At 68.9% G+C, this 19,982-nt stretch carries 21 protein-coding genes and 4 tRNA genes; 12 read left to right on the forward strand and 13 right to left on the reverse strand.

The features are described 5' to 3' along the window. Positions 1–51 precede the first annotated feature (51 nt). The 3 genes from KGD83_RS02745 to KGD83_RS02755 all read left to right on the forward strand — a co-directional run bounded on the left by KGD83_RS02745 (position 52) and on the right by KGD83_RS02755 (position 1,938). A complete protein-coding gene (locus KGD83_RS02745) occupies positions 52–438 on the forward strand; it encodes a PPOX class F420-dependent oxidoreductase (RefSeq protein WP_212642374.1) in 387 nt (128 codons plus the stop codon). A gap of 341 nt (positions 439–779) precedes the next feature. Further along, a complete protein-coding gene (locus KGD83_RS02750) occupies positions 780–1,394 on the forward strand; it encodes a TetR/AcrR family transcriptional regulator (protein ID WP_212642375.1) in 615 nt (204 codons plus the stop codon). A gap of 283 nt (positions 1,395–1,677) precedes the next feature. Next, positions 1,678–1,938, forward strand: coding sequence for a PspC domain-containing protein (locus KGD83_RS02755; protein ID WP_212642376.1), 261 nt, complete (start codon positions 1,678–1,680; stop codon positions 1,936–1,938). Between the two features lie 137 nt (positions 1,939–2,075). Here KGD83_RS02755 and KGD83_RS02760 read toward each other — a convergent pair whose 3' ends face one another. Both KGD83_RS02760 and KGD83_RS02765 read right to left on the reverse strand, forming a co-directional pair. Next, a complete protein-coding gene (locus KGD83_RS02760) occupies positions 2,076–3,380 on the reverse strand; it encodes an MFS transporter (protein WP_212642377.1) in 1,305 nt (434 codons plus the stop codon). A 334-nt stretch (positions 3,381–3,714) separates the two neighbouring features. Next, positions 3,715–4,065, reverse strand: a complete 351-nt coding sequence (locus KGD83_RS02765) for a metallopeptidase family protein (protein ID WP_013155455.1) — start codon at positions 4,063–4,065, stop codon at positions 3,715–3,717. Positions 4,066–4,162: 97 nt separating this feature from the next. Here KGD83_RS02765 and KGD83_RS02770 point away from each other — a divergent pair, with 97 nt between their 5' ends. The 4 genes from KGD83_RS02770 (at position 4,163) to KGD83_RS02785 (ending at position 6,151) form a co-directional block, all read left to right on the forward strand. Then, positions 4,163–5,719: a metallophosphoesterase family protein gene (locus KGD83_RS02770; RefSeq protein WP_212644244.1), complete on the forward strand. Its 1,557-nt coding sequence runs from the start codon at positions 4,163–4,165 to the stop codon at positions 5,717–5,719. A 96-nt stretch (positions 5,720–5,815) separates the two neighbouring features. Then, positions 5,816–5,888 (forward strand) — tRNA-Glu (locus tag KGD83_RS02775). A gap of 89 nt (positions 5,889–5,977) precedes the next feature. After that, a tRNA-Asp gene (locus KGD83_RS02780) sits at positions 5,978–6,052 on the forward strand. Positions 6,053–6,077: 25 nt separating this feature from the next. Then, positions 6,078–6,151, forward strand: a tRNA-Phe gene (locus KGD83_RS02785). Positions 6,152–6,238: 87 nt separating this feature from the next. Here KGD83_RS02785 and KGD83_RS02790 read toward each other — a convergent pair. From KGD83_RS02790 to KGD83_RS02800, 3 genes are read right to left on the reverse strand one after another with little or no spacing between them, the layout of a single operon-like run. Further along, positions 6,239–7,486, reverse strand: coding sequence for a tyrosine-type recombinase/integrase (locus tag KGD83_RS02790; protein ID WP_212642378.1), 1,248 nt, complete (start codon positions 7,484–7,486; stop codon positions 6,239–6,241). After that, entirely contained in the window at positions 7,483–7,659 is a 177-nt protein-coding gene (locus KGD83_RS02795; protein WP_083926642.1) for a helix-turn-helix domain-containing protein, read from the reverse strand. Before KGD83_RS02795 ends, KGD83_RS02790 begins: the two co-directional genes overlap by 4 nt. A gap of 2 nt (positions 7,660–7,661) precedes the next feature. Continuing rightward, positions 7,662–9,359 carry a replication initiator gene (locus KGD83_RS02800; protein ID WP_212642379.1) on the reverse strand — a complete coding sequence of 566 codons (1,698 nt, stop codon included), beginning with the start codon at positions 9,357–9,359 and terminating at the stop codon, positions 7,662–7,664. 35 nt (positions 9,360–9,394) lie between these two features. On the opposite strand from KGD83_RS02800, the gene KGD83_RS02805 reads away from it, so the two are divergent. Then, on the forward strand, positions 9,395–9,619 hold the full coding sequence (locus tag KGD83_RS02805) for a hypothetical protein (RefSeq protein WP_212642380.1): 225 nt from the start codon (positions 9,395–9,397) through the stop codon (positions 9,617–9,619). Here KGD83_RS02805 and KGD83_RS02810 read toward each other — a convergent pair. The 5 genes from KGD83_RS02810 to KGD83_RS02830 form a co-directional block, all read right to left on the reverse strand. After that, a complete protein-coding gene (locus tag KGD83_RS02810; protein WP_212642381.1) occupies positions 9,574–11,010 on the reverse strand; it encodes an FtsK/SpoIIIE domain-containing protein in 1,437 nt (478 codons plus the stop codon). The two genes, KGD83_RS02805 and KGD83_RS02810, sit on opposite strands and share 46 nt — an antisense overlap. Next, positions 11,010–11,261 carry a hypothetical protein gene (locus KGD83_RS02815; RefSeq protein WP_212642382.1) on the reverse strand — a complete coding sequence of 84 codons (252 nt, stop codon included), beginning with the start codon at positions 11,259–11,261 and terminating at the stop codon, positions 11,010–11,012. The genes KGD83_RS02810 and KGD83_RS02815 overlap by 1 nt, the downstream gene beginning before the upstream one ends. Before the next feature lie 108 nt (positions 11,262–11,369). Then, on the reverse strand, positions 11,370–11,780 hold the full coding sequence (locus KGD83_RS02820; protein WP_212642383.1) for a plasmid replication, integration and excision activator: 411 nt from the start codon (positions 11,778–11,780) through the stop codon (positions 11,370–11,372). Between the two features lie 140 nt (positions 11,781–11,920). Beyond that, positions 11,921–13,129 carry a helix-turn-helix domain-containing protein gene (locus tag KGD83_RS02825; RefSeq protein WP_130395538.1) on the reverse strand — a complete coding sequence of 403 codons (1,209 nt, stop codon included), beginning with the start codon at positions 13,127–13,129 and terminating at the stop codon, positions 11,921–11,923. Then, positions 13,126–13,434 (reverse strand): putative quinol monooxygenase, encoded by a 309-nt coding sequence (locus KGD83_RS02830; RefSeq protein WP_094805021.1) that lies wholly within the window; start codon positions 13,432–13,434, stop codon positions 13,126–13,128. The genes KGD83_RS02825 and KGD83_RS02830 overlap by 4 nt, the downstream gene beginning before the upstream one ends. A 156-nt stretch (positions 13,435–13,590) precedes the next feature. Here KGD83_RS02830 and KGD83_RS02835 point away from each other — a divergent pair, with 156 nt between their 5' ends. After that, positions 13,591–14,010 (forward strand): ATP-binding protein, encoded by a 420-nt coding sequence (locus KGD83_RS02835; RefSeq protein ID WP_212642384.1) that lies wholly within the window; start codon positions 13,591–13,593, stop codon positions 14,008–14,010. 9 nt (positions 14,011–14,019) lie between these two features. On the opposite strand, the gene KGD83_RS02840 is transcribed toward KGD83_RS02835, so the two are convergent. Further along, complete coding sequence (locus KGD83_RS02840) at positions 14,020–15,327, reverse strand: hypothetical protein (RefSeq protein WP_212642385.1); 1,308 nt, start codon at positions 15,325–15,327, stop codon at positions 14,020–14,022. Positions 15,328–16,164: 837 nt separating this feature from the next. On the opposite strand from KGD83_RS02840, the gene KGD83_RS02845 reads away from it, so the two are divergent. Next, positions 16,165–16,962, forward strand: coding sequence for an alpha/beta fold hydrolase (locus KGD83_RS02845; protein ID WP_249352098.1), 798 nt, complete (start codon positions 16,165–16,167; stop codon positions 16,960–16,962). A 117-nt stretch (positions 16,963–17,079) separates the two neighbouring features. On the opposite strand, the gene KGD83_RS02850 is transcribed toward KGD83_RS02845, so the two are convergent. After that, a complete protein-coding gene (locus KGD83_RS02850; RefSeq protein ID WP_212642387.1) occupies positions 17,080–17,496 on the reverse strand; it encodes an RNA-binding S4 domain-containing protein in 417 nt (138 codons plus the stop codon). Positions 17,497–17,592: 96 nt separating this feature from the next. Between KGD83_RS02850 and KGD83_RS02855 the strand changes: the two genes are divergently transcribed. Beyond that, positions 17,593–17,667: transfer RNA gene (locus tag KGD83_RS02855), tRNA-Asp, on the forward strand. Positions 17,668–17,749: 82 nt separating this feature from the next. Further along, positions 17,750–18,481: an rRNA methyltransferase gene (locus KGD83_RS02860; protein WP_212642388.1), complete on the forward strand. Its 732-nt coding sequence runs from the start codon at positions 17,750–17,752 to the stop codon at positions 18,479–18,481. A gap of 242 nt (positions 18,482–18,723) precedes the next feature. Here the strand turns inward: KGD83_RS02860 and KGD83_RS02865 are convergent, their stop codons facing one another. Then, positions 18,724–19,920 (reverse strand): MFS transporter, encoded by a 1,197-nt coding sequence (locus KGD83_RS02865; protein WP_212642389.1) that lies wholly within the window; start codon positions 19,918–19,920, stop codon positions 18,724–18,726. Between the last annotated feature and the right edge of the window lie 62 nt (positions 19,921–19,982).

The following is a 19,982-nucleotide window of genomic DNA, read 5'->3' on the forward strand; positions in this document are numbered from 1 at the left end:
ACGTGTTGGTGTACTCGAGGCCATCGGCGTCAACCGACGAGAAGGAGTGACATGGCGTTCTCGGAGAAGCAGCAGGCGGTCCTGCGCAAACCGGCCTTCGGGCACGTGGCCACGCTCGGCCCGGACGGCTCCCCCCAGTCCAGCCCCGTGTGGATCGACTGGGACGGGGAGTTCCTCAGGTTCAGCCAGACCACGACGCGGCAGAAGCTCCAGAACCTCAAGCGCGACGGCCGGATCTCGGTCTCGGCCACCGACCCCGACGACCCCTACATGTACGTGGAGGTCCGCGGCGTGGTCGACCGGGTGGAGGAGGACCCGGACAAGGCCTTCATCAACGAGATGGCGCAGAAGTACCTCGGAACCCCCTACCCGTGGGACAACCCCGACGAGGAGCGTGTCATCGTCTGCGTACGGCCCGAGCGCTTCGTCGGTCGCTAGGTCGTGTTCCTCGGAGCATTTCGGTCCCGCCCGTCGCCCTCCGCCACCCTCAACGGAGGGCCTTGGGCTCCGGTGCTTCCGCGAGCACCGGGCCGCCTCTCGCCGCGCCGGTTCCGCTCGGGAAGCCGATCAGGCCGACCTGCGCGAACCGTCTCGCGGGAGCTCGCCCGGACGACCGCTCGCCGATCCGAAAGCCTCCGCGGAACACTCCCTGGGACACGGGCGCGGCCCCGCCTCCCGCGGGGGCCGCGCCCTCCGGCGCGCGTGGTCGCCGTTCCGGGGGATACTTGTGGGAAACTTTGCATGGACTGCAAGGATCGACCTTGTACGGGAGAGGACCATTGGGGCTTCGCGAACGCAAGAAGCAGGCCACGCGCCGTGCCCTCCAGGACGCGGCCGTCCGCCTCACGCTGGAGCGCGGCCTGGAGAACGTGACCGTCGAGGAGATCGCGGCCGAGGCCGACGTCTCCACCCGGACGTTCTTCAACTACTTCGCCACCAAGGAGGACGCCCTCCTGGGCGAGGTCCCGCGGTGCCCCGACGAGGACATGCGCAGGCAGTTCGCGGAGGGCGGTCCCACCGGTGACTTCGTCGAGGACCTCGTCACCATGCTGATCGCGTTCCTGGTCAGCACCGACGACCTCGACACCCAGCGCGACGACATGCGCCTGCGCAAACAGCTCATGGACCGCGAACCCCAGCTCGTCCCCAGGATGCTCGCCCGCTTCCACACCGTGGAGACGGAACTCGCCGCCACCATCGCCGAGCGGACCGGCGTCCCCGCCGAGGACGACCGCTCGGTCGTGGTCGCGGCGGCGGCCATGGCGGTGATGCGCCACACCATGAGGCGTCTGCGCTTCTCGGAGAACGAGGAGGCGTCGGACGTCCGCGCCAGCCTCCGCACCGACTTCCGCTTCCTTGGCGAGGTCTACGGGAGCCCCGGACCCGCCGACTGATCGGGGTCTCCAAGACCTCGCCCGAACCCCGCGCCCGAATCCCGGGGCCGGACCCCTGCCCGGCCGCCGGTCCCGTCGCCTCCGGCGGCACGGTCCGCGCGTGCCGGTGTGCTCCACGCCTCAGGGCACGGCCGGAACGCCGTGCGCTCCGGCCCGCGTCCAACCCCCTGCGGGGCGCGTCGGCACCCCGTGCCCGGCCCCTCCGGGGGCTCGGGGGGATGTCAGGGGCCGCCCAGGGCTGTCCCGGATGGGAATCGTCGTCAGGAACGGGCAGGGTGGAGACATGAACCAGAACTTCCAGAGCAAGCGCTTCCGACGCAGTGGGAGCGACCGCTACCTCGCCGGCGTCTGCGGGGGGATCGCCGAGTTCCTCAACGTCGACTCCACGCTGGTCCGCCTGGTCTTCGTGATCCTGACGGTCCTCGGGTTCAGCGGCGTCTTCGTCTACATCCTGGCCTGGCTGATCATGCCGGCCGAGAACGAGAAGCGCTCCTTGCTGGAGCAGATCATCCGCAACTTCCAGGGAAAGCCGAGCCAGAGCTGATGTGGACCCTCAGAGCACAACCGGGCTGGAAACGACGCGAGCTGCGCACCCCGCGGGAGGAGCGCGAGGTCGAGCAGACCCGCGAAGCCCCCGCGGAGTGCGGCGAGGAGCGTTAGGGACACGGTGCGCTGGGGGTCCTAGGCCCCGTCCCCGGTCGCGTTCATCCGGTCGATGGTCTCACCGGCCATCCGCGACCACGGCAGGGCCAGGAGCAGCGCGCAGACCACGCCGAGGGCACCGGCCGCGGCGATGACGACACCGGTGCCGAACTTCTCGGCGAAGAACCCGGCGACCAGGATGCCCACGCCCTGCGCGGCCTGGAGCCCGGCCGCGACCAGACCGAAGGCCAGACCGCGGCCCTCCTTGGGCACGCACAGCACGAACGCCGCGTTGGCCACGAACTGGTAGGAGCCCGCGACGCCGCAGAGCGCGAGGGCGGACACCATCAGCCACAGCGGCGGTTCGGTCAGCCACAGCAGCAGCGGCGCCGAGGCCAGTACGGCCAGCGGGCCGAGCAGGCGCATGCGGACGGGCGGCGGGACGAACCGGGTCAGGACGAACCCGCCGACGAACCCGCCGATCGCCGAGCCCGCCATGATGAACCCGGCCGCCGCCGCTCCGGCGCCGATCTCCTCGGCCATCGGGTTGGCGAGCCCGTAGGGGATGCCGTACAGGCCGGCGAGCCAGGCGAGCAGGGCCAGGGTGCGCAGCCTGCGGTCGGCGAAGACCAGCTTGGCCCCGTCGCGGGTCATCGCGACGAACCCCGGGCGGTCCGACCGCTCCCCGCGGGGAGCCGGACGCGCGGCCACACCCAGCAGCACGACGAGCGCGGACAGCACGAAGAGGACGCCGGTCGACATCACGGCGATGTTGGGGCCGATGACGGCGACGATCAGGCCGCCGGCGACAAGTCCGGCGAGCATGCCCAGCTGTGAGGTGAGCTGGATGATGGCCGTGCTGGCGACGTAGCGCTCGCCCTGGACGATCTCGGCCATCATCGCGGCGCGGGCCGCGGCGAAGGGGACCGACGGCACCACCGAGCAGAAGAGCAGTATCCAGACGGCCCAGATCGGCATGCCGGGGATGCCGATGAGCACGATCACGGCCGCGCGCGCGAGGTCGCAGGCGATCATGACGCGGCGGCGCGGCAGGAGGTCGGCGAGTCCGGAGATGAGCGGGCTGATGACCGGGGGCAGGAAGGTCAGGGCCAGGGTGACGCCCGCGGCCAGCGCCGAGCCGGTGATCTGGAAGACGAGCACGCTGGTGGCGATGTTCAGCAGGTTCGTGCCGATCACCGAGAGCGCGTGGGCGAGCCAGACGGACCGGAACTCGGCGATCGCCATGACGTCGCGGTAGCTGCTCCGCCAGTCGTCGTTGTTGGGGGCGCTCGAAGACTCGTGGTCTCCGTTGTCAGGTGTGTTGTCGAGGCGCGGATTGGCCACCCGGCACTCCCTTACTGTTACAGGGTTGTAATCACGCTGTGTCGTGTCCCAATAACCAACAGTTCCGGATGGTGAGCTTCGTCGCAAGCCGTTTGGGGAAATTCGTGTCTGATTCGTTGCTGTGGGTAAGGAATGCCAGGTGGATTCGTCCGTGCTGTCAGGTCGCCTTGGACGTATTGTTTCCACTGCTCGCGGCGCGTGCGCGCGGAGTCGCGCCACCGCCCCGGAATGTTGTTGATGAGCATAATGTGGATCCACATGTGCGAAGAGTGACGAAAAGCGTGATTCGAAGGAGGCCGCGGCCCTGGGGCGAGGGGCCGGGGGAGTCCCGGGCTCAGCCCCAGCCGAGCTCGGTCAGACGGGAGTCGTCGATCCCGAAGTGGTGGGCGATCTCGTGCACCACTGTCACGAGCACCTCCTCCACCACCTGCTCGGGGGTCTCGCAGAAGGCGCAGATGTTGCGCCGGTAGATGAAGATCTGGTCCGGGAGCACACCGAAGTAGGAGTCGCCCCGCTCGGTCAGCGGGATGCCCTCGTACAGGCCGAGCAGCCCCTCCGGCGACTCGTCCTCGACGGTGATCACCACGTTGTCCATGAGCTGTGCCAGCTCGGGCGGTATCTGGTCGAGGGCGTCGGCGACCAGTTCCTCGAAGTCCCTGCGCGTCAGTTCCACCACACCTGCCATTGTGCTGCCTCCCCGCGACGCGCCGGAAGCGACATAACACTCTCGAAGGGGAGGAAACACGGGAACACCTCCCCCGGAGGGGCATGATGGGGGTGTGTTGTCTTGGGAAGCGATCCGCGGATACGACCTTCGCGGAGCCCTCCGACGGCTCCGCGGCACCTTCGACCGGCTGCGCTCCGGCCGCGCGTGGCGGTGGGGGTGCGTCGTCGTCGCGGGCCTGGTCGGCGGCTGGCTGGGCCTGGCACTGGGCGGCCAGGTGGTCACCCCCATCGGCCCCGCGGACGTCACGATGAGCCTGAGCCCCCAGTGGCGGGGTGAGACGGTCGTCGACGTGGCACCGCTGGGGCAGTTGGCCTTCGACACCCACAGCGCCCCGATCAAGCTGGAGGCGAGGATCTCCAACATCCGGCTGTCCGCGGCCGAGGAGGTGTTCGCCGACCCCGAGGCGATCAACCGCATGGCCGCGGGGATCGGCGCCGACCTGCGCGCCGGTGTGATCGGCCTGCTGGTGCGCGCGGTGATCGCCGCGGCCCTGGGGGCCGCCCTGGTGGGGCTGCTGCTCTTCCGCGACGTGTGGCGGGCCCTGGCCAGCGCCCTGGTGTCGCTGGGCGTGCTCGTGGCCTCCGGGGCCGTGGCCGCCAACACCTTCAACCCCAGCGCCATCGCCGAGCCCCGCTACACCGGGCTGATCGCGGGCGCCCCGCAGGTGGTGGGCAGCGCGGAGGAGGTGGTGGGCCGGTTCAGCCAGTACCAGGAGCAGCTGGCGGGGCTGGTCGGCAACGTCGCGATGATCTACGAGGCGACCTCCACCCTCCCCGTGTACGAGAAGGACGAGTCGGTCATCACGGTGCTGCACGTGTCCGACATCCAGCTGAACCCGGCCTCGTGGAGCATCGTCCGCACGCTCCGGGAGCAGTACGGGGCGGACATGGTCGTGGACTCGGGCGACCTCACCGACCGGGGGAGCGCTGCCGAGGACGCGTTCGCCGACGAGATCGGCGAGCTGGACGTGCCGTACGTGTGGGTGCGCGGCCGACACGACTCCACGGGGACGCAGCGCGCGGTCGCGGCGCAGGAGAACGCCGTCGTGCTGGACGGTGAGGTCCAGGAGGTGGGCGGGCTGACCTTCTACGGGTCGGGGGACCCCCGCTTCGTCCCGGACGCGACCCGGCTCAACCCCGACGCCTCCGAGGTGGCCGCCCGGGGCGAGGAGGAGGCCGAGAAGGTGGTGGACTCCCGCGAGGACGTGGACGTGGTCGTCATGCACACGCGCACGCAGGCGGAGGCCTTCGACGGGGCGGTGCCGCTGGTGCTGACGGGCGCCGACCACCTCAGGTCCACCGAACTGACCGACCAGGGCACCAGGTTCCTCGTGCAGGGGTCCACCGGAGGAGCCGGTCTGCGCGGGCTGGACCACGGTCCCGGCCGCCCGACCCCCTACCAGGCGTCGGTGCTGTACTTCGACGCCGAGACCGGGCGCCTCCAGGCCCGCGACGACATCGACCTGGGCGGCATCGGGCTGACGTCGGCACAGGTCGAGCGGCACATCGAGACCGACCCGCAGCGCCCGGTGGGCGAGCCCTCCGAGGAACCGGAGGAGGAACCCGAGGAGGAACCCGAGGAGGAGGCCGACGGCGGGCAGCGGACTCCCTGACCCGCGCGTCGCCGCAGGTGGAGGAGGCGGCGACTGGCCGCGCTTATCACTTTGGTGTTGGTTGCGAATCTCCCCTATGCTTGACGTGTCACACGGGCCCCCATCGTCTAGCGGCCTAGGACGCCGCCCTTTCAAGGCGGTAGCGCGGGTTCGAATCCCGTTGGGGGTACGAGGCGGTTCGAGCACTCCCGGACATCTGGCAGAATAAGAACCGCAGCGAGAGCACGGGGCCCGAGGCCCGGTGCGACAACTGAACAAGGTCCTGTGGAGCAGTTAGGAGTGCTCGCCACCCTGTCAAGGTGGAGGCCGCGGGTTCAAATCCCGTCAGGACCGCCGTCGCCGAGAGATCGGCGAGTGCGGCTAGGTAGCTCAGTTGGTACGAGCGTCCGCCTGAAAAGCGGAAGGTCGGCGGTTCGACCCCGCCCCTAGCCACTCACACTGAGCAGCACGAACGCCCGGAGGCCATCAGGTCCCGGGCGTTTCTCGTGCGCCGTTGACAGCAGTGTGACAGCAACCGGCTCAGCCGAGCGCGTCACCGAGCCTGCCCAGCGCCCGACGCTTGTCCTCCAACGAGGCGTGCGCGTAGATGGTCATCGTCACCCCGATGTCGCTGTGGCCGACGATCTCCCGGACCACCTGCGGCGGCACCTCCAGGTTCAGCAGCAGCGTCACGCAGGTGTGCCGCAAGTCGTGGAAGCGCATCCCCTCCAGGCCCACCGCGCGCCGCAGCGGCTCCCAGCTCCGGCGCAGGTTGTCCGGCTCCAGGGGAGTCCCCCTGCGGGAGGGGAAGACCAGCCCGTGTTCCTCCCAGTCGGGGAAGGCGTCCGAGCGCTCGGCGAACTGGCGTCGGCGGTGTGCCCTCAGCGCGTCCAGGCAGACACCGGGGAGGGGCACGGTCCGCGCCGAGTCCTCGGTCTTGGGCGGCACCAGGGTCAGCTTCCCGCCGACCCGTTGAAGAGTGTGGACCACCTCCAGGCGTCCGGCCTCCAGGTCCACGTCACACCAGCGCAGCCCGAGCAGTTCGCCCCGCCGCAGCCCCAGGCACAGCGCCAGGACGTACAGGGCGTGGAACCGGTCGTTCTCCGACGCCTTGAGCAGACGCCGGGCCTGTGCCACGTCCAGGCCCCGGTTCACGGCGTAACGGGGAGGCGAGACCTTGACCAGGGAGGCCACGTTGCGCGGGATCACCTCCTCGCGGACCGCCGTTTGGAGCGCGTTGCGCAGGACGGCGTGGACGGACTGCACCATGCGCGCCGAGAGCCGGTGCCCACAGCATTCGGGCCGGGGGAGCGCGCAGCACCGGGGACGCTCCCGGGCGGCGTCGGTGCCGTTGCGGCAGCACTGGCACAGTTGCCGAATGTTCGTGACGAAGGTCCGCACGTCCCGCGCGGTGAGCTTGGCCAGCCGCTTCTTCCCCAGGCCGGGGACGAGGTAGCGGCGGATGACGCCCTCATAGCCCTGCACGGTCTTCGGGCGGCGTTCGGCCCGCACGACGTGTTCCAGCCAGTAGTCCAGGTACTCGGCCACCGTCCAGTTCTCGGAGGCGACCGGGATGCCCCGGTCGGAGTCGGCCAGAAGCCTGTTCAGCTTGGCCCGGGCGTCCGCCTGGTCGCGACCGTAGCCCTGTACGCGCTTGTACGTGCCCCCGGTGGTCAGCGCGTATCCCGCGAAGGCCCAGCGGCCGTCCTTGCGCTGCCAGACGCTTCCCTCGCCGTTGGCACGCCTGCGACCCCTGCGACGGCTGGTGTTGCTCTCAGAAGCGCTCACGCGGCGTCCTCCAGGGCTTCCAGGCACTCGGGGAGCGCGGCGACGGGGACCAGGCGGCGACGCCCGATCTTGACGGTGCGGAGCGTGCGGGAGCGGATGAGGTTGTAGACCATCCAGCGGCTCACACGCAGGCGCTCAGCGGCCTCTTCGACGGTCAGGAGGAGTTCGGTCATGATCACGCTGCTTCCTGCTCAGGAGTTGCCGAGAGTTCGGGAGTGCGAGCGGCGTCGAGTTGGGCGCGGCGTTTGAGTGCTTCGCCCACCGCGCGCAGGAGGCGTTGCTCCCGAGGGGCCACGTCGGGGTCGGTGGGTCGGGCCAACTCCCACTCGAAGGAGCCCGAGGAGACCGAGGCCAGCACCGGGGGACGCGGGTTGTCCTCGTCTCCCTGGCCCTCGTTGGTCGGATCGACGCCGAGGGCGCCCAGGACCCAGGCGAGCCGGTCCGCCTTGTGGTCGGCCAGGGTCTTGCCGGACCACTTGCGCGAGACCAGGACGCGGCGGCCCGCGTAGCCCAGGTGTTCGCGACGGTGGGCCTTGGAACGGCAGAACCCGGGGCGCTGTCCGGCCTTGGCGTCGTCCGGCTGGATGCCGTAGCGCAGCCAGTTGGAGCACCGGGGCGAGCACGGCTCGAAACGCAGCGCGTCCAGGAGCCGGTCCACGTGCTGTTCCTGCCGGGTGGTCTCCACCTGGTGGCAGTCGGCGATGTCCTTGGTCAGGTACTTGGCCAGGTAGCGCACACACCGGTCCGCGTCCTCCGAGCCCGCCACGACGCCTTTGGCGTCCACCTGACGGCCGAACCGCACCACGTGGAAGGGTTCCGCGTCTGGGTCGTCATCAAGGGCGTCCAGCGCCTCATCCCACGTGGGCAGCACTTCCCCGGTGGTGGGGTCGAGGTAGGTCCCCGCGTCCTCGTCCCAGACCGGTAGGTGGTCGCCCTCGAAGCGGACCGTGTCGGCGTTGGGCCACCAGACCTGGTGGTAGGTCGCGGCGGCGATCTGGCGGAGTTCGGCCCGGGGGATGGTGCCGCGTGTGGCCATGTGCAGGTGCGGGGCCAGGCGTCGTTGGGGTTCCACAGCCGCGAAGTACTGGACATCGAACCCGGCCACGCGACGCAGGTTCTGTACGAAGCGATCCACCAGCTTGGAGAAGTGGAGCGTGTCCCGGGCCGCACGGCGGTAGTCGTACGTCGAGGGGTCGACCGGGGTTCCGTCCGAGCGCACCCGACCGTAGGAGCCCAGGGTCAGGGTGATGAACAGCGAGGGCCGAAACACCTTGCCCGAGGCCGGGTCGGTGAAGGCCCGCCCGACCGTCTTCCTCGTCATGGGTCGCTTGGGCAGGTCGGGCACGTCCTGACGGCGTTTGGTCGAGCGCACCCGACGCGTCCCCGACGAGCCCGAGGGCGGGGAGTCGCCGGAGCGGGTGACGGAGCCGCGTAGGCCGGAGGCGGTGATCTCCTCGTCCAGGTCCGCGATCGCCGCATCCAACACCGAGAGCTGTTGGGGGTCAGCGGCTCCGGTGGCGGCGAGGCGGTCCCGTTCGGCGGTGACCATCGCGCGCTGTTCCACCCAGGAGCGTTGCTGGTCGGTGGACGGGTCGGGTTCCACCACGGGTTCTTCGGCCAGGTGCCAGCCCTCTTCGCACTGGGTGCGCCGCAGCGACCTCTTGCGCTTGGCGCAGGCGGGGCACCGGGATTCCAGCGTGGACCCGCACGGAACGTCGATGATCTCGGTTTGGCCCGTGGCTATGTCGGTACGTCTGAGGGAGACCGGCCGTATGCACACCCCCTTGTCGGCAGCGATCTGTTCGGCGACCTCCCTCGCCAAGGGTTGAGCCAGACGCTCAGCCCGAGTGCTCTTGCCCGTGGGAGTCGGCATCAGACCACCCCCGACAGCAACCGCGAGGTGAAACGATGAAGCCGCTCTATCTGGGCTGGCTGTACCTGTCCTTCGGTCTGCTCTGGGCCGGTGGAGGCATCACACAACTGTGGTTCGCGGGGCAGACCACTCACCTGTGGTTCTATCCGATTCCTGCCCTGGGCTTCTCGGCCATCGGGGTCGTTTGCTTCCGTCAGCATCGACAGGAGCGCTCTCAAGCCGCCTCCTCAGGTGAAGAAGCAGAGGAGCCCGACGCGTAGCCCTCGGCCATGGCGGTGATGTCCTCGTCCGAGACGTAGGCGGCCCGGACCCGCACCGGGGCCGGTGAGCCCTCCAGACGGACGTAGGCCACCCCCGGCAAGGTCGGGTCGATCAGGTGGGCTTCCGCGCCCCGTTCGCGTGCTCCCTCACCGAGGACCATGTCCACCTGGGACGCCTCGTCCAGGCGCAGCGCGACCTTGTCCGGGAAGAGGTTGCGCAGGTTCATGACCTCCTTGCGCGGGTCCTGCAACGCCGCCAGGACCGCGAAGCCGACCGAACGCCCCTGTGAGGTCAACGTGGCTATCGCGTTCTCCGCACGACGGCGCACGTCCCGATCAGGGTGATAGGCGGTCAGGAACGCCACCTCATCGAGCAGCACCACCACGAACGGGTCATCGACCGTGGCCACGTGGGAGCGCTGTTTGCCCGCGTAGCGTTCGGCCCGCTCCTGCATCGAGGCCACGGCCTTTTCGAGCAGGGCCACCGCGGATTCGCCCGTGTCCGCGTAGCGGGTGAACAGGTCACGCCCGTAGGCCAGCTCCATGCGCTTGGGGTCGATCGCCCACACCTGTGCCGTGCCGTCCGTCAGGGCGGGGAGCATGGCGCGGATGGTGGACCAGATCACCGAGCCTTTGCCGGCCCCGGTCACCCCGACCACGAGCACGTGGGTTCCGTGCAGCCGCAGTAGCCACGGGGAACCGTCCTCGCGCCGTCCCACGGGAAGGGCGTCGAGGTCTACGTGGTGGGTCATCGGGAAGGCGTCGAGGGGTTCGGCCAACGTGTCGTGGCGGGGGAACTCCAACGTGATGTCCCGAGGCCCGTTGACCACGACCCGGCAGGAGGGGGCGGCGAAGCCGTGCGCCAGCTCGGTGACGCGGTGTTCGAAGTCGGCCGGGGAGGTTCCAGCGACGAGGGAGACGCGGACGTAGTCGGCCCAGGAGTTGCACCGGACGCGCCGGATGCGGGGCAGGTAGCGGCGTTCCTGGTAGGACTCGGCCAGCCCGGAGATCACCAACACCGGCTGCCAGTGCTTCTTGTACACGAACAGGTGCCGCCACCACGCCAGCAGACGCAGGGTGACGCAGACGCGGTAGGAGTCGGGCCAGGTCCGCCACCAGATGAGGGACACCACCGCAGCCACGCCCCACAGGCAGGCGAGACCGGGCCAGTCCAGCCACCACCAGGCCCCGCCCGACGCAGCCAGACAGGCGACCATGACCGGGAACCGGAACGGCAGCGTGACCAGGAAGCGCACCAACCGCCAGATCCACGAGGCCAGCACGACGATGCCGGGGGTTTCCACGATCGGTGTCGTCCACCGCACCCCCTGCGCGGGCGTGGGCAGGGTCGGGGAGGACTGAGCGGCCCCCACCTTGGGCTGACGCAGCATCACGCCTCACCGCCGTTCGCGGTGTCGGTCTGGGCCAGGAGCCGGTCACGGGCCACACGGGCGCGAGCAGCGGCGCGAGCCGCGTCCGGGTTGGCGTCCCGCTCAGCGATGGCGGCGAACACCCGTGCCTTGAAGTCGAAGAACGCCGCCCGCTCGGCCAGGGTCGTACGCGGCTTGTCGAACTCGGCGAGGAAGGCCCGGACCAACTGCGGTCCGGTCAACGTGGACAGGTCGGGTCGGTTTTCGGACATACTGAGGACACCTCTTCACGAAGCTTGAGCAAGGGCTTGCAGGAGGGGTTCACAGGGGCGGCTAGGTGTTGGCGCACCAGGCCGCCCCGTCTCATGTCTTGTGGCGGGTCAGGCGGCTTCCTTGGCCGCCGGAGCGCGACGACCGCCAGCGGCACCGCCGGGAGCTTTCACGCCACGGGCGCGCAGCGAGTACGCCACCCGGGGGCGACGGCCGGAGTCGTCCACGTAGGGCATGACCGCCATCGCCTCGAACTCGATCGGCCGGAACGGCAGCCCCGGGACCTCGTCCGGCAGGGTTGGGCACACCTCGGCGGCGACCTTGACCTTGACCGACTTGGCCTTGCCCCGCGCCTCGGGGTCGGCGTCGATCACGTCCACCGCCCACAGCGGCAACCCGCTGTCCTTGTCGAGCTGGGGCCGCTTGGTCTCGAAGTCGGTGATCGCCTCCACCCCGAGGGCGAAGGCACCGTGCGGGAACACCGTGCCGAACTCGACCGGCAACGCACCCTGGATAGCCATGCGGACTCCTCACCGCGCCTGTCGGCGCAAACGAAAGTGTGTGGTCGGTCGCGCCTCCCACAGCAGGAAGGACTGTGCGACCCACCACACACTAATCCGCACTTTTTGTTTTGTCTAGTACGTGAAGTACTAGCTAGAACTCAGAGTGCGCCCACCCTCCTCGCTAGGCCGGTCAGCGCTGTTCCGGCGGGGTCCTGGATCGCCAGGAGGTCACCCACGACCTGCCGCACGATCGGGTGCGAGTGGACCTGTTCGGGCGTGATCCGCTCCGCCTCCTCCAGGGTGGACACGGCGGCGTCGGCGTTGCGTCGTTGGAGTTGGGCGCGTGCCACGTCGATGAGAAAGCGGCCCCGGCGCTCCGGGGACAGGATGGACACGTCCACGCCGTCCGCAGCCCGCAGGGCCACGCCAGCGTCGCCCAGGTCCACCGCAACGGACACCTCGTGCAGGCCCACGTTCGCCGGGCCGAACTCGGTGTTGAAGTCGTTGCGCTCTGCGCCGATGGCGTCCGCGATCCGCTTGGCCTCGGCCACGTGCCGGTAGGCGACCGTGGCGTTGTTGCGCCGTGCGGCGGCGACCGCCCGTTGCAGGGTCAGCGCGCCGTAGACGGACATCGCTTCGGGGTTGCCCTCCTCCACCAGGCCGCCCAGAGCCTCACACGCGGTCTGCGCGGTGGCCTCCACCTGGTCGTAGTGGCGTGCCCCCTGGAAGGTCAGGCACAGGCGGAACTCACCCGCCGCCATGAGGAGCGGGTCCTCCGCCCGTTCGGCCGCCGTGATGGCGCGGTCGGCGGCTATCCACGCCGCTTCGTACTCGCCCAGGCGGGACAGCGTGGAGGAGCAGGCCCGGTAGGCGGCGTTGAGGAGCCGGAACAGCTCCAGGCGCTCACCGTTGGGGACCGAGCGCGCGGCCGACTCCAGGTCGGGGATCAGCGACTCCAGGACCTCGGTCAGCTCCATGTAGGCACTGGCGTGCGTCAGCTCCCAGGCGCGGTCCACCCGCTGCCGAAGGCCGTCCATGTCGACCGACGCGGGGTTGCGCCGCAGCAGCGCGGCCAGGGCGTGCGACCCGCTGAGGATGAGGCGCAGGCGGCTACTGCCCGGCGGTTCCTCGTTGGAGGCGGCGACGATGGGCGCTTCAGCGGCCAGCTCGGAGACGGGGATCTCCAGGACCTCGGCCAGCTTTTCGAGGACCACCATCCGGTCGACCTTGCGCACCCCGCGTTCGACCTGGGACACCCAGGTCTCGGAGCGTCCCACGAGTCCGGCGAACTCCCGTTGGGAGAGTCCGCGCTGTCTGCGGTGCTTGGCCACCTTGCGGCCCAGCGCCTTCTGGTAGTCGGTGCTCACTCCTGCACGCCCTTGGCGTCCACCAGGTCCAGGAAGTCCACGTCCACCGAGGCCAGGAACGCGCCGCGAGCGTCGAGGAAGCGCTTTACGTGCGGCTGCTCCTCGTGCGCCTCGAAGGCGGCGCGGTCGGCGTACAGCTCGTAGAAGATCCGCTCCAGCGGCTTGCCCTCCACCGTGTGGACCGCGTACACGAGCGTGCCCGGCTCGCTCCGGCGGATGTGCGGAAGCGTCTCCGCCACCAGGGCGTCGAAGCCGTCGGCGGCGGCCTCGTCCTTGAGCGTGAACCGCACAGACAGTCCGAACATGGGGCACTCTCCCTCACTTCGACTACAAGACCCGTACTTATTGTGCGCGCAAACCAGTGCGCTACACACGCATTCAATGTACGGTAGCCGTACTAATAGTACTAGTCATGCAGCTCAGTGTCTGCCCCCTGCACCCAGAGCACGAGGTGAAACCCCATGTCCCTCCACGCAGACAGGCCCAACCGAACGGTGAGCGTCCACCACGGATGGTTCTACGGCCGCCCCGACCAGATAGCCGCCGTGCGTGCGTTCGTCGCTGAGCGTCTGGCGGACTGCTCGGTGGTGGACGACGCGGTACTACTCACGAGCGAGTTGGCGACCAACGCCGTCCAGCACACGCCGTCCAACCTCCCGGGGGCGGGGTTCGGCGTCCTCATTGAGTACGAACACGGTCGCAACGTGCGCGTCACCGTGCACGACGGCGGTTCGTATTTCGACGCCCCGTATGTGGCGCAGCCCGAACCCGACGCCGAACACGGCCGAGGGCTGTTCCTCGTTGACGCGTTGGCCACCTCTTGGGGTAGCCACGCCACCCTCTCTGGCCGCAAGACTTGGTTCGACATTAGGATCTCATAATTGTTAATTCTATAGCCCCATTTGAGATTCAATGTATGATTGGGCTAGGCTGAATGCCGTGGCTTCGATATTATCCCTGGAGCGAATCAGGAAGCTCTTAATTTTATTCTTCGCTGCTAGGCGGTCTGGCGTCCTTGCCTCTTCATCCGAAGCCTCATGTACGGAAGCTACGAGATCTGCCTCTTCTTCGCCTCCATGATCTCGAATTAGCTCAATTAGGGCTTGAGCGTCTGGACCGAAGTGCTGTGTACCAGCAATGTTTTGACTCACCTCGCCGTACGCCCGCTCGATGAACTGTTGGTTAATTTGGATCGGATGGTTCCCATTTTCTTTGCTTACCTCGTGGCGTGTCATCAAACCAGTGAGGTCTCCAGGGCTCTCTGGAACCATGCTCGCCACTAGGTCCCCTACTGCCGCCCAATGAACTCCTGGCAATAGTGTTCCTTCTGTAACCTCTGATTCCATCTGGTGTCTGATCTGAAGAATCCTTTTTTCTCTCTCTTGCTTTATGTCTATCCGGAGTCGCCGGACTTCCTTTGCGTATCTTCCGACCAGCTCGTTCGCACTTGTTCTTTCGATTCCTATTCCTTGTAGTGCGAGAGTTGCCTGATCCGGGTAGCTGCAAAGGTCAAGGAAGCGGCTGAACTCTTGGATTTCCCCCGCCATATCCTCTTTTCTAAGGTCTCTTTCGCTGAAGAACTCGAAGACTTGCCCGCGGCTTGTTTTGTACCCGTCTTGGCGAATCTTTTCCTTCTTGACTGTCGTGAGCCACTCGCGGAAAAGGTCCAGCAAGCGGGACATCTCATTGGAGTAGAGCTTGCCCTTTGGGACATAAATCCTGAAGAGAAGGTTGTTCTCGAGGTCTTCGATGAAGGAGTCTGCTAGTACGTAGAGTTCAGAGTTTTTTGTGTAGGATGAAACCTGAATTCCGTGCTTATTGAGCAAATTGTTCGCAGTGGCAGTTGTTTCTTCTGGAAGCTGCGACAAATAGTTGTCAAGTTTCGTTTTAAAAGGTTTCCCCCTCGCGTGCATTTTGGGGAGAAGGACATCGTAATTTTTTGTCCCGCCCCCATTTATAACTTCTTCGTGAATGAAGATCATGTGGGGAACTTTGCTCAAATTCTCGATCATCCTACTGGATGCGCTTGAATACTCCTCTGATCCCATTCTGGCGTAGACGCCCCGGCCAAATTTACCAACTACGCCAACGAGGTTCGGGTTTTCGAGTATGTTTGCTATCTTTTCCCAGTTGCCAGGAGATGACTCCATTATCTTGGTGACATACCAAATGTCTGTGACATTTAGTTTGCTGCGCAATATTTCATGAGAAAAAGTTCCCAAAAATAGAAATATCTTTCTATCTTTTTTCATTCCTTCGGCCTTTCAAAATGATTGCTGAGTTGGGCTGTATGGGATCAAGGCGACGGCGCGAGCGCCGTCGCAGCAGCCTACGGCCGCCGCTCGGGCTGCGGGCTGACGCCCGGTCCCGAGCGCGGCCGAGGACCTTCCTGGTCGGCATCTTGACGCGGCCCGCCGACGAATGGTTGCGCTTTCGCAAAAAAAGACTTCTGACGTGCTCAGATCCCGAGGCGCCCGATAGCGGAGTGCGACTGTCTTGGGTTGCCGCCGCGTCGCTATCGGGCACCTCGGCCCGGAACCGTGGTTGCCGAAGTCCCGTGGTCGGGGGAGCGGTGGCAGGCGGAGGAGCGCACGCGCGGCACCGCTGTGGTGGGCCACCTTCCCCTACGTCGAGGCAGGCCGGAGACGCCTCGAAGTGACAGCAGTGGTGACAGCAACGACAGCAACCGGGGATGGACTCACCCGGACCCGAGCGGACATCCATCCCGCAGGCCAGCACCGCGACCCACCACCTACCCCGCCTGAAAAGCGGAAGGTCGGCGGTTCGACCCCGCCCCTAGCCACTCCCAGCAGACATGCAAAAAGGCCCCGCCACCTGCGGAAGCAGGCGGCGGGGCCTTTGCGTTGCTCGGTGGCGGCCTCCGGCGGATGCCCGCTGGACGCTCACGCGCTTCCGCGAAGCCCGGTGCTCCGGGACTTCCGGATTACGGGGCTTTCGTGTTTCCGGGACGCTCCGCGCGGCGGGGTGACGCCGACCACGGCGCGGGCGGGGCTCCTCGGGTAGTGTCCGGACCCGTGAGCCACGTGACCGCAGCTGACGGAACCCGGATCTGGTACGACGTCCTCGGGCAGGGCGACCCGCTCCTGCTCCTCAACGGGCAGTCCCTCGACCACGAGATGTGGGACGGGGTGCACGCCGACCTGGCCCGGCGCCACCGGGTCGTGCGGATGGACTTCCGGGGGACCGGCGGCAGCGACGCGCCCCTGGACGAGCCCTACACCTTCGGCCTGTTCGTGGACGACGCCCTCACCGTCCTGGACGCCCTGGACATCTCCCGTACGCACGTCTACGGGTTCTCCATGGGCGGGAAGGTCGCCCAGACCTTCGCGGCCGCCCGGCCCGGACGCCTCGGCGCGCTCGTGCTGGGCTCCACGGCGCCGGGCGGGAGCAACGAGGTCGAACGCCCGAGGTCGGCCACCCTCGCGCTGCGCCGGGCCAGTACGGCCGAGGGGCGCGACCTGATCGCCGAACTCTTCTACGGTCCCGAGTGGGCCGCCGCCCACCCCGACACGGTCACCCGCATCCTGCCGCGCGGGCCGCTGCGCGCCCAGCGCCTGCACTTCGGCGCCAGCTCGGGCTACGACGGGTGGGACCTGCTTCCCTCCGTCCAGGCGCCGACCCTGGTCGTGCACGGTGAGGACGACGTCCTCACCCCGGTCGGCAACGCCGCCCTGCTGGCGGAACGCGTCCCCGACGCCCGGCTTCTGGTCCTGCCAGGCATGCGCCACGGCTACCTGCACGAGGACGCGGCCAAGGCCACGCGCGAGGTGCTGGACTTCCTGGCGGAGCACCCGCTTTCCGCCCGGGACTGACCGGCAAGATCCACCGGCGGGACCGACCGGCGGTATCGGTCGGCGGGGCCGAGCCCCGGGCGCGGCCGTTCCCGCCGACCGCGCCCGTCTCCGCTGCCCGCATCCGCCGGCCGTGCGCTACTGAGCGGGCGGGCCCGGCGGGAAGTCGCTGCGCAGCCTGTCCAGCATGCGGCGGTCGCGCTTGGTCGGCCTCCCGGCTCCCCGGTCGCGCCGGATGACGGGAGCGGTCGCCTGCGGCGGAGGCGTCGGCGTCCTGTCGGTGTAGCAGCGGGCGGCGATCGGCGCGCTCACGCGCTTCTCGATGACATGGCCCACATCGACCGTGCGCGTGGTCCCGTGCAGCCGGACGCGCACCTCGTCGCCGACCTTGACCGTGGTGGCGGGCTTGGCCGGGCGGTCGTTGACGCGCACGTGCCCGCCCCGGCAGGCCTGTGCCGCGTCGGAGCGCGTTTTGGTGAGGCGTACGGCCCACAGCCAGCGGTCGACCCGGGTGCTCTCCGGGCCCGACGGCAGGGGCGCCGAGAACTCGTTCACGCCGGTTCCTTCCACTCTCCTGGGCGTTTCCCGCCACTCTAGGCGGCCGCCGGTACGAAGTACTCCGAAGTCGCGCTAGAGTTGTTCATGCAGCGAGGTCCTGTGGAGCAGTTAGGAGTGCTCGCCACCCTGTCAAGGTGGAGGCCGCGGGTTCAAATCCCGTCAGGACCGCATGATGGAGGCCCGGTGTCGAACAGACACCGGGCCTTCGGCGTTCTGCGGCCGACACGGACACAGAAGGGCATGAGGGACCTTGGGTTACCGGTACGCCGTCGAGCGGACCGACCACTCGGCCCTGGCGAGCGGGCACGTGCTGCGGTCCGCGCCGGGCTTTCCGGGTTTTCCGGTGCGGCTGGCCAGCGAGCTGTTCCAGCGCGCGATGGTGCACACCGGAGGGGGGCCCGTCCGCCTGTGGGACCCGTGCTGCGGCAGCGGGTACCTGGCGACGGTGCTGGGCCTGCTGCACCGCGACCTGCTCACCGGCGTCCGCGCCACCGACGTGGACGCCGACGCGGTCGCCCTGGCCGCGCGCAACCTGCGGCTGCTGACCGCCGAGGGGCTCGCCGAACGCGAGGAGGAGCTGCGCCGCTCCGCCCGCGACTTCGGCCGCGTGGCCTTCGTGGAGCGCGCCGAGGCCGCCCGCGACCTGGCCGCGGGGCTGGCCGCGCAGGGCGGCGACCTGCCCCACGAGGCGGCCGTGGCCGACGTGTTCTCCCTGGAGGAGGGCGTGGAGGCCGACCTGGTGGTGACGGACGTGCCCTACGGCGAGATGACCCGGTGGGAGGGGGACGTCCCCGGCGGCGCCGGGGAGCCGATGCGGGGGCTGCTGGCCTCACTGGGCCGGGTGCTGTCCGGCCACGCCGTCGTGGTGGTGACCGCCCGCACCCGGCGGGTCGCCCTGCCCGAGGGCGTGCGCGCGCTGGAGCGGGTGAAGGTGGGCAACCGGGCCGCGGTGCTGGTGCGCGCCCGGGACGTCGCGCCCTGAACCGGGCTGCCGGAACCGTCGCTGGTGTGACGCGGGGTTCCTGACCCGCGGTGGCGGCCGGGCGGTGCCGGTGAGCCTCCGAGGCCACCCGGACACCCGTCCTCTCCGGCCGCGGCGTCCGTCCACAGGCTGTGGACGGCCGCGCGGAGTCCGCCCGGTTCCGCGCCCGGCCTCCGCCTCCCGGTCCCGTGGACGTCTCCCAGGCGCGGCGCGTCCCGGTGGCCGGTCCGCTCCCGGCCGCCTCAACCCCGCACGTGGGCGAAGGCCCGCCAGGTGTACAGGGCCACCGCCAGGGCGACCGCCGCCAGCAGAACGAAGCCCAGCGTGTAGGCCCCGGTCGCCTGGTACACCGCCCCCATGAGCAGCGGCGGGAAGTAGCCGCCCAACCCGCCGGCCGCGCCCACCAGGCCCGTGACCGTGCCCACCCTCGACGGTTCCACCAGCTTGGCCACCAGGGCGAACACGGCCCCGGTGCCCAGCCCCAGCGACAGCGCGATCAGCACGAACGCCGCACCGGCGGGGAACTCCGCGGGCGGGTGCAGGGCCAGCACGACCGCGAACACGCAGGTGCCTAGGAACGAGATCAGGCACACCCGGACCGGGCCGATCCGGTCCGACAGGACGCCGCCGACCGGACGGGCGGCCACGGCCGCCACCGCGAACCCGGCGGTGCGCAGACCCGCGGCGGTCTGCGCGTAGTCGTAGGCCAGCGTCAGCAGCGTCGGCAGGTAGGTCGAGAAGGCCACGAAACCGCCGAAGGCGACCGCGTACAGCAGCGACGCCTGCCAGGTCGCCCGCAGCCGCACGGCCTCTCCCATGCGCGGCAGCGCGGGCTCCGTGCGCGGCCGCCACTCCGGCGAGTCCCGGCACATCATCCACATCACCACGCCCATGGCCGCCAGCGCCGCGCACAGCAGCAGGTGGGTGGTGAACAGCCCCACCGTGTCCACCAGCCAGGGGGTGAGGAAGGACGACAGGGCGGTGCCGCCCATCCCCGCGCCGAAGACGCCCGTCGCGAACCCGCGCCGGTTCGCCGGGTACCAGGCGTTCACGAACGGGATGCCGACCGCGAACGACGTGCCCGCTACGCCGAGGACGAAGCCCCACAGCAGCAGCATCCCGTAGGAGTCGCCCGAGACGCCCACGAGGAACGTCGGCACGATGCTCGCGAAGCACAGGACCGTGAACATCAGCCGCCCGCCGTAGCGGTCGGTCAGCGCGCCCACGGGGATGCGCCCCAACGCCCCCACCAGCACCGGGAAGGCCACCAGGATCGAGGTCTGCGTGGGTGTCAGCCCCAGGTTCTCGGTGTAGGTGCGCGACAGGGGACCGATGAGGTTCCACGCCCAGAAGGTGAGCGTGAACGCCGCCGTGGCCAGAGCGAGGTTGCCGCCCGCCGTGCCGCGGTGCGACACCCTTTTTCCCGATTCCGTACGCATATGCGCATTCCTTCCTCCGCCGTTCCAGGCGATTGTCGCCCGATCCGGTGTGGGATGCGCCT

This window comes from Nocardiopsis akebiae (assembly GCF_018316795.1).
GTDB classification, from domain to species: Bacteria; Actinomycetota; Actinomycetes; order Streptosporangiales; family Streptosporangiaceae; genus Nocardiopsis; species Nocardiopsis dassonvillei.

Bases quoted from the DNA above. Each gene is read 5' to 3' on its own strand.
- KGD83_RS02795 (WP_083926642.1), bottom strand. From the start codon at position 7,659: ATGACCGAACTCCTCCTGACCGTCGAAGAGGCCGCTGAGCGCCTGCGT.
- KGD83_RS02755 (WP_212642376.1), top strand. From the start codon at position 1,678: ATGAACCAGAACTTCCAGAGCAAGCGCTTCCGACGCAGTGGGAGCGAC.
- KGD83_RS02805 (WP_212642380.1), top strand. From the start codon at position 9,395: ATGAAGCCGCTCTATCTGGGCTGGCTGTACCTGTCCTTCGGTCTGCTC.
- KGD83_RS02835 (WP_212642384.1), top strand. From the start codon at position 13,591: ATGTCCCTCCACGCAGACAGGCCCAACCGAACGGTGAGCGTCCACCAC.
- KGD83_RS02815 (WP_212642382.1), bottom strand. From the start codon at position 11,261: ATGTCCGAAAACCGACCCGACCTGTCCACGTTGACCGGACCGCAGTTG.
- KGD83_RS02820 (WP_212642383.1), bottom strand. From the start codon at position 11,780: ATGGCTATCCAGGGTGCGTTGCCGGTCGAGTTCGGCACGGTGTTCCCG.
- KGD83_RS02830 (WP_094805021.1), bottom strand. From the start codon at position 13,434: ATGTTCGGACTGTCTGTGCGGTTCACGCTCAAGGACGAGGCCGCCGCC.
- KGD83_RS02810 (WP_212642381.1), bottom strand. From the start codon at position 11,010: ATGCTGCGTCAGCCCAAGGTGGGGGCCGCTCAGTCCTCCCCGACCCTG.
- KGD83_RS02800 (WP_212642379.1), bottom strand. From the start codon at position 9,359: ATGCCGACTCCCACGGGCAAGAGCACTCGGGCTGAGCGTCTGGCTCAA.
- KGD83_RS02745 (WP_212642374.1), top strand. From the start codon at position 52: ATGGCGTTCTCGGAGAAGCAGCAGGCGGTCCTGCGCAAACCGGCCTTC.
- KGD83_RS02765 (WP_013155455.1), bottom strand. From the start codon at position 4,065: ATGGCAGGTGTGGTGGAACTGACGCGCAGGGACTTCGAGGAACTGGTC.
- KGD83_RS02865 (WP_212642389.1), bottom strand. From the start codon at position 19,920: ATGCGTACGGAATCGGGAAAAAGGGTGTCGCACCGCGGCACGGCGGGC.